Source organism: Thermogemmatispora sp. (assembly GCF_042408735.1).
Classification (GTDB): Bacteria; Chloroflexota; Ktedonobacteria; order Ktedonobacterales; family Ktedonobacteraceae; genus Thermogemmatispora.
Genome location: NZ_JBHOQV010000211.1, coordinates 1 through 6,488 on the forward strand (window position 1 = coordinate 1; position 6,488 = coordinate 6,488).

A 6,488-nucleotide genomic window follows, 5' to 3' on the forward strand; every position below is an offset into this window, starting at 1 on the left:
ACCATGCTGGCTCTGGGCTGGGCCGATCTTCTGGAGCAGGCCCTCGAGATCCTGGGCCTGCCGGAGAAGCCGATCCTGGTCTCCGATCAGGATGATGCCTTTGCCATTGAGCTGCCTACTCAGCTCAAAGCTGCGGATCTGGTCAGTGAGCGCACGCTACGGCTACTAGAGCCACTAAGCACCAGCACTCAGCAGGCCAAGCAAGCTAAGAAGGGGCACGTGCTTGAAGATGCCTTCGATTACGAGCTTGAGCGGGAGAAAGAGCGGCAATTACAGGCTCAGCTGCAGAAGTTGCCTCCGGCCTTGCGAACACCGGAGGCTCGTCTGAGGCCTCCCCCTGAGCTTGAGCAGGTGCTGCAAAATGGCCCACGTCCCGAGTGGCCCCACTACAAGGCCATCAACATGATGAAGGCCGTAGACACCTTCAACGAAGTAGCTCTGCGCTGGCGCGAGCTGGACAGCGTTCACCAATGGTACGCTGTCCGGCTCTTGTACGATCTCTTCTCCCAACGCCAGAACGACATCGAGGGAGCACAACGGGCCTGGGAGCAATATGCGAAGCAGCAGGGCCTGCAGCGCAAAGCGACAGTCACCGCCGTGCAGCTCATCAACCCGATCAGCGGCAAAGGAGCCAACGCTCCCAAAAGCAACCGTCTGAGCGTTGGCGGCATGGAAAGCTTCTGGCTGCTCGAGCTGCTCAAGTTCCGTGGCTTCATGATCGGGGCGGCGCCTTATACTCTCAGGGGCAGCAAGGATCGCAAGACCTTCGTGGTCCTGCCGCAGCGCGTGGAACTGGGGACGCTCAAGCGCATCATGCACCAGTTCCGCGAGGTCTGCTGGTCCAGCACCGCCGTTAAACAGGACATTCTGGCAGCCTTGCGTCTGACGCAGGTGCTGATCGAGCACCGCCGCACTGAGCTAGAGAGCGGTCAGCAACTGGACCCTGACGAGCTGCCTCCCATTATCAGCATCACGCAGGGCCTCGACATGATTTTCTACAAAGACATGGGGAGTGCCCACGCTATCATGAATCTGGCGACTATCAACCTGCCTTCCTGGTTCCCTCGACTCCATAATCTCGAGGAGATCGACAGGGCCAACGAATTTCTGGGGGAGCACATCCGCGTCATTCGACGCATTGAAACTCCCAAGGGAGAAGAGGGGGGGGAAGAGCTGGCGCTGCTACAGACCTATCGCGACTTTCTCTCTGGCCATGATCTTCGTCTCTTCTGGAAATTCGCAGCCATGTATGGAAATTATCTTTTTCGTCAGCGTGAGCGTGAAAAGAACGTCCAGCGCTGGCTGCCACAACTCACACAGAAAGGATTGGAGAGCCTTGCCATGAGCTACGACAAAAGCTTGTCTGCTATTCTCGAGAACAGCGGCTTCCGCAGCATCGCCAGAGCGATTCGTGAGGCCACCGTTAATGCGCAGCGACGGCACAGCCAGGAGAACGATAGCACCTACGAGGTACGCTACGGCCTGGGCAACGAGCTGTTGCGCAAAATTCATCAGCGAGAGGCCTTTATGCAGGCCCTGAGCGAATTCATTTATCAGTACAACGCGGAGACGGCCCGTGAAGAGGAGAAGCGAGCGCAAAAGGAGGGGGGCAGGCGTCTCACAAGCGAAGATTATCGTCGCTATCGCCTGCGCTATCCCATCACCACCGCCGACCTTGAGCAGTTCACCGCGCTTCTGGACAGCTATCCAACTGAGCTGGTAGCTTCCATGCTGGTGGCTTACGGTTACTCGCGTCGCGAGACGCCCAGGTCCGAAGAGACTGACCAGGATCAGAGTTATGATCATCCTTCGGACAGCAGTGACGATGCAGAGCAGGAATCAGAGTGATAGAAAGGTAATCACACAGCTAATCTCTTTTATTGGAAAGGAGAAGATCACAATGGCTCAAAAAATCGTTTCCCTCTCGATCTCGGCACGTATGAAGCTCAACATGCACAGCCTCAACAACGAAGGCGGCGAGGGCAATCAGATTCAGACGCGCATGGTGGACATCGTCGGTGAGGATGGGCATCTCTACAATGTCAATGCCATCTCCGGCGACATGCTTAAGCACGTGCTCATGGAACACTTCTATCGTCGCGCTCGCGAAGAGGGCCTGAACCTCTGCGCCGGCTGCCGTCAGCTCGACGTCAACCGCATCAACGCTGATGCCGAGTTCATCAGCGCCAACGCCAAGACCAAAGATGCCGACTTCATCGATCAGCTCCTACAGCGCTGTGCTATGGACGACATAGGCGGCATTCTGGTCACCGAGGGAGGGCGCTCCACGCCGCGCAAGTCCATCGCTGAATTCGGCTGGGTGGTAGCTCTTCCGGACGCAGTGCGCACCGAAAGCTACTTTCACGTCAAATATGCCCTCGAGCGCGGCGCCGGAGCGCGCAAAGAGAATGGTGACGAGGCCCATAAAGGAGCCAACCTTGGCCAGAGCATCTTTCATCGTCCGGCGTCCAGCGGCATCTACGGGCTGGTCTGCCATCTCGAACTGAGCCGCGTCGGCTACAACGATATCACTCAGACCTATGCCATCGATGAGCGAGAGCGCAGCCGACGGAGCGTACTGCTCCTGGAAAGCCTGCTCTATAGCCTCCTGGAGCTGAATGGAGCCATGCGCTCGACCCAACTGCCCCATCTCCTGGCGCTGGAAGGGGTGATCACCACCAGCGACAATAGCATTCCTGCGCCGCTGGTCAGCCCACTGCGTGGTGGCCTCGACGAGCCAAATGCCTATCGTCAGGAGGCGGAAGCCATCGCTGCCTCTCTCAACGGCAGCGGTCCGGCCCATGTGCAGGTGCGCTCTTTTGATACCATCAGCGAATTCGCTCATCTCATGCGCGAGCTGATTGACAGCATCGCCCCCGAGGCTCTGGCTGCCTCCTGAGTAGCGGAAGGAGTGTACCATGTGGATCGTGGCCAGCTACCAGCCGGTCTCTTTCTTCTCGCTGCGGCCTGCAAATGCGACCTCCTCCGGAGGGAAGACCCTCCTGGTGCCGACACCTTTTGCCATCAAGATAGCCTTGCTGAGCGCGGCGATTCGCAGCCGAGGAGTGAAGGAAGGGGAGCGCCTTTTCCCCTTCCTACGAGACCTTTCGCTCCATCTGGAGCCCCCGGAACAGATCATCGTCATCAAGGGCTTCGGCAAGATCCGCCGCGAGCTTAAGGATAAAAACGCAGCCGAAAAAGCGGCTCGCGCGCGTGAAAATAAAGAGTACCCTTTTCAGCCAACGATTGCCTACCGTGAGTACGTCAGCTATCATGGCACATTGCGTCTGGCCTGTGAGCTGCCGGAGGAGAGTCCGCTCTTTCCGGAGCTACCTGCCTTGCTGATGCAGGTGAACTACCTGGGCAAGCGTGGCGGCTTTCTCCAGATCAGCGCTCTCCCGCAGGTCACGGCTGAGCCCCCGGAGGGCCACTTCGTTGCACTGACTGCACCGCGTCAGGAGCGCTTTGCAATCCATGGGACGCTACAGATGCTCGATGATTGTGGGCCGACCCTGACCTTCGCGCGTGCCAACATCTACACGGACGAGCGTATCGTCTTGCATCGCGACCGCGTGCTGCGTCATGTCGTTCTGCCATATCGACTCAGCCGTTCCTCGCGAGGCTATAGCTGGTATGTGCGCATCGTCGAAGCCAGGGAGCCGATAGAAGGAGCCTGATCGTATGCTCACAAGCTATCACCTGCTGTGGACGGCCCGCGTCGAGACGCCGCTGGAATTGGCCGACTACCCCGGCCCTGAGCTGCGAGGCGCCCTCTTCGACGCTATCTGGCGACGCTCCTGCGTCAACAAGCAGGCGGAGTCATGCCTCGTCTGTCCTCTTGTCCAGCTCTGTCCTGTCAGTGCTCTGCTGGCCCCGGTACAGCCGCGGGGGGAGGACGGACCCGGCGGCGTCGGAGAGCGGATCAGCTGGGGGCGAGACCTGCCTCGCCCCTATATTCTCTTGCCTCCCCTGGGGGTGCGCCGGCGCTACGAGCCGGGCGAGCTGCTCCGCTTTGGGCTAACGCTCTTTGGCAGCATTATCGAACTGCTGCCCTACATTATAGTGAGCATCCCCGAGTTCGAACGGCAAGGTCTGGGACGGCGCCTATCAGAGAACGGTGGGCGGCGTGGGACCTTTCATGTGGAGCGCGTCGAGGCCTATCATCCCTACAACGGGGAGCGGCAACTGCTCTACTCACGCGAACAGGTCTGTGCCCAGATGCCATCTCTCTCGGTAGAGGCGGACGATGTACGTAGACGGGCTACATCCATACCAGAAGATCGCCTGACCCTGGCTTTTCTCACACCCTTGCGGCTCGTTGAGAACCGCAGTCTGAAGCACCAGGCGGATTTTCAAGTCCTCGTTTGGCGCCTGCTCGAGCGTCTCACGCGTCTGGCACTCCACTATGGAGAGCGACAGGAGGCTGAGCGCCTTTGGAGCGAACGTGAGCACTGGCTGACGCTTGCTCAGTCTATCCGCTGTGAAGAGGATGCCACTCGCTGGCAGGACGTTGCCAGCTACTCGCAACGGCTCAAGCGGGCTACCCCGATCGGTGGTCTCCTCGGCCATGCCACCTTTGTTGGCAACCTGGCGCCCTTTCGGGAGTTGCTTCTGTGGGGCGAGCTGGTGCATGTGGGAAAGGATACTGTCAAGGGCAATGGCTGGTATCGTATCGTGCAGGCCGGTGCTCCTGAGGCTCTTTTGCATCTCTGATCGGCGTCGGCGCTTGCTCCAGCCAGCAGGTAGACAGATAGGCTCTGGCATGGGCCGGAGCCGGCCAGAGCAGTGACAGTGAGGTGAAAGACCGTAAAAAGGACCAAAACGACCGGGCAAGCAATTGCCCGGTCAGCAAGGAAATTTCTCCCCGGAAGGAATGACAGTCTGCCTGAGCGGGTGGGTGTTTGAGGAGAAAGCTGCAGGAGCGGCAGGGGCTTCACACCGCCCTGAGCAGTAGAAGAGCTGGTCGTGCAGAGCTGACTCTTCTACTACCCAGTCCAGGGTGGTCAGCGGTGGAGAGCGAGTCGTGCTGCGGGTTGCGGAAGGCCCGGGTCAGGACGACCGTCGTGGGCGGGAGTGGCGGCGCCGACGCCGGCGAGCCACGGCGGCCTTACGTTTGCGGCGATCGCTGCGGCTCTCGTAGTGCTTGCGACGGCGGACCTCAGCCAGGATGCCGGCATTCAGGACCTTTCGGTTGAAGCGCTTGAGGGCGACCTCGAAGGACTCATCAGGATTCAGGCGAACTTCACTCATGGTGGCCCGCCTTACCAGCGCGCGCGGCGGCCCTGGCCGCGCCCATAGGACTCTTGGGGACGATAGCAAGCGCTGCAGTAGACTGGGCGGTCATCGCGGGGAAGGAAAGGCACCTGGGCCTCATTGCCGCAACTGGCGCAGGTCACCGTGTACATCGGGCGCTCCTCACGCCCAAAGCTGCGTCCGCGGCGTCCTCCGCTTGCTTTGCGCGCTGCCCGACAGCTTGGGCAACGGCTGGGAGTGTTGGATAAGCCGCGGCTGGCAAAGAACTCTTGCTCGCCGACGGTAAACGTGAATTCCTGGCCGCACTCGCGGCAGGTGAGGATCTGGTCCTGTCCAGGGTTTAGCATGTAGGTAGTCTCCTTAATGGGCATTTCTCCGCAAAGGGGAAATGCATGGAAGGCTCGTCTGGAGGATCGTATGTCTGCAACCCGCCAGACGGCGGAAAGGCTGTAGGCGCGGGAGCGTGCGACCTGAGCCTGGCCGATAGGGGCAGCGTCAGCGCGGAGCCGCTCACTGACAAGGAGCTGCGTGCCAAAAAAAGCCGCTGCCCGTCACCATGGGCAGCGGCTTGAGCAGTACGCTTCCATGTGTCGTTTGCAGCATACCACACTTGCCGTCTTTCGTCAAGACCGCCCCCTTAAGCTGTAAAGGTCGGGCTTATCCTGTCTTTACCGCCCTCGTCAGTCAGCTGCCCTTGAGCATCTGACGAGATGGGCAGCTAACTGGCGAGGGCGCGGCCCCGGGATGGAGCTGGCTGGCCTTGATGGCCGCATAGGAAGTCGGACTGGAAGCACTGGCCGAAGCTGGGCTGTGCTCTTCCTCCTGCTACTTGGGTTTGCAGATGTTTGCAGCCTGCCAGAAGCTGATGCTGTTGCGGCTCGCCTGGTCGGCATAAAGAGCGGCAACGGCCAGGTTGGTCAGGCAGTTGAGAAGATCAGCAAGTCGTCAATCACAGCAGTAAAGGGAGAGGCTTGTTAGTACTTTTGTCTCGGAGGGAGTCCAGGTGATGAGCCAACGAGCGCCTTTGCCTCCGCCAGGGTACCATCGATGTCGCGATGCTCGTCGAGCGCGGCGGTGAGGTAATGTTAGCCGGTATACCGATGAGACGGTCTGTGCCCGCGGTGTGGCGCTCGAGTGGATCAGGCACGGTGATGCCCTGCTGCTCACCGGAGATGCCTGAATGGCCAGTACCCTTCTCTGTTGTCCTTCGCCGTTGTATTCTGCTCACAACTGCC

The 6,488-nt window shown here is 59.8% G+C and carries 6 protein-coding genes; 4 read left to right on the forward strand and 2 right to left on the reverse strand.

The features are described 5' to 3' along the window. The 4 genes from ACFMO7_RS22285 to cas6 form a co-directional block, all read left to right on the forward strand. Nucleotides 1-1,848: hypothetical protein (locus ACFMO7_RS22285; RefSeq protein WP_376797682.1), on the forward strand; the 1,848-nt coding region annotated here is incomplete at its 5' end. 52 nt (nt 1,849-1,900) lie between these two features. After that, complete coding sequence (locus ACFMO7_RS22290) at nt 1,901-2,899, forward strand: DevR family CRISPR-associated autoregulator (RefSeq protein WP_376797683.1); 999 nt, start codon at nt 1,901-1,903, stop codon at nt 2,897-2,899. 19 nt (nt 2,900-2,918) lie between these two features. Next, nucleotides 2,919-3,677 carry a hypothetical protein gene (locus ACFMO7_RS22295; protein ID WP_376797684.1) on the forward strand — a complete coding sequence of 253 codons (759 nt, stop codon included), beginning with the start codon at nt 2,919-2,921 and terminating at the stop codon, nt 3,675-3,677. 4 nt (nt 3,678-3,681) lie between these two features. Further along, entirely contained in the window at nt 3,682-4,713 is a 1,032-nt protein-coding gene (gene cas6, locus ACFMO7_RS22300) for a CRISPR system precrRNA processing endoribonuclease RAMP protein Cas6 (RefSeq protein WP_376797685.1), read from the forward strand. A gap of 336 nt (nt 4,714-5,049) precedes the next feature. On the opposite strand, the gene rpsU is transcribed toward cas6, so the two are convergent. Both rpsU and ACFMO7_RS22310 read right to left on the reverse strand, forming a co-directional pair. Next, a complete protein-coding gene (gene rpsU / locus ACFMO7_RS22305; protein ID WP_376797686.1) occupies nt 5,050-5,250 on the reverse strand; it encodes a 30S ribosomal protein S21 in 201 nt (66 codons plus the stop codon). Between the two features lie 11 nt (nt 5,251-5,261). Beyond that, on the reverse strand, nt 5,262-5,600 hold the full coding sequence (locus ACFMO7_RS22310; protein ID WP_376797687.1) for a zinc-ribbon domain containing protein: 339 nt from the start codon (nt 5,598-5,600) through the stop codon (nt 5,262-5,264). Nucleotides 5,601-6,488: the final 888 nt, after the last annotated feature.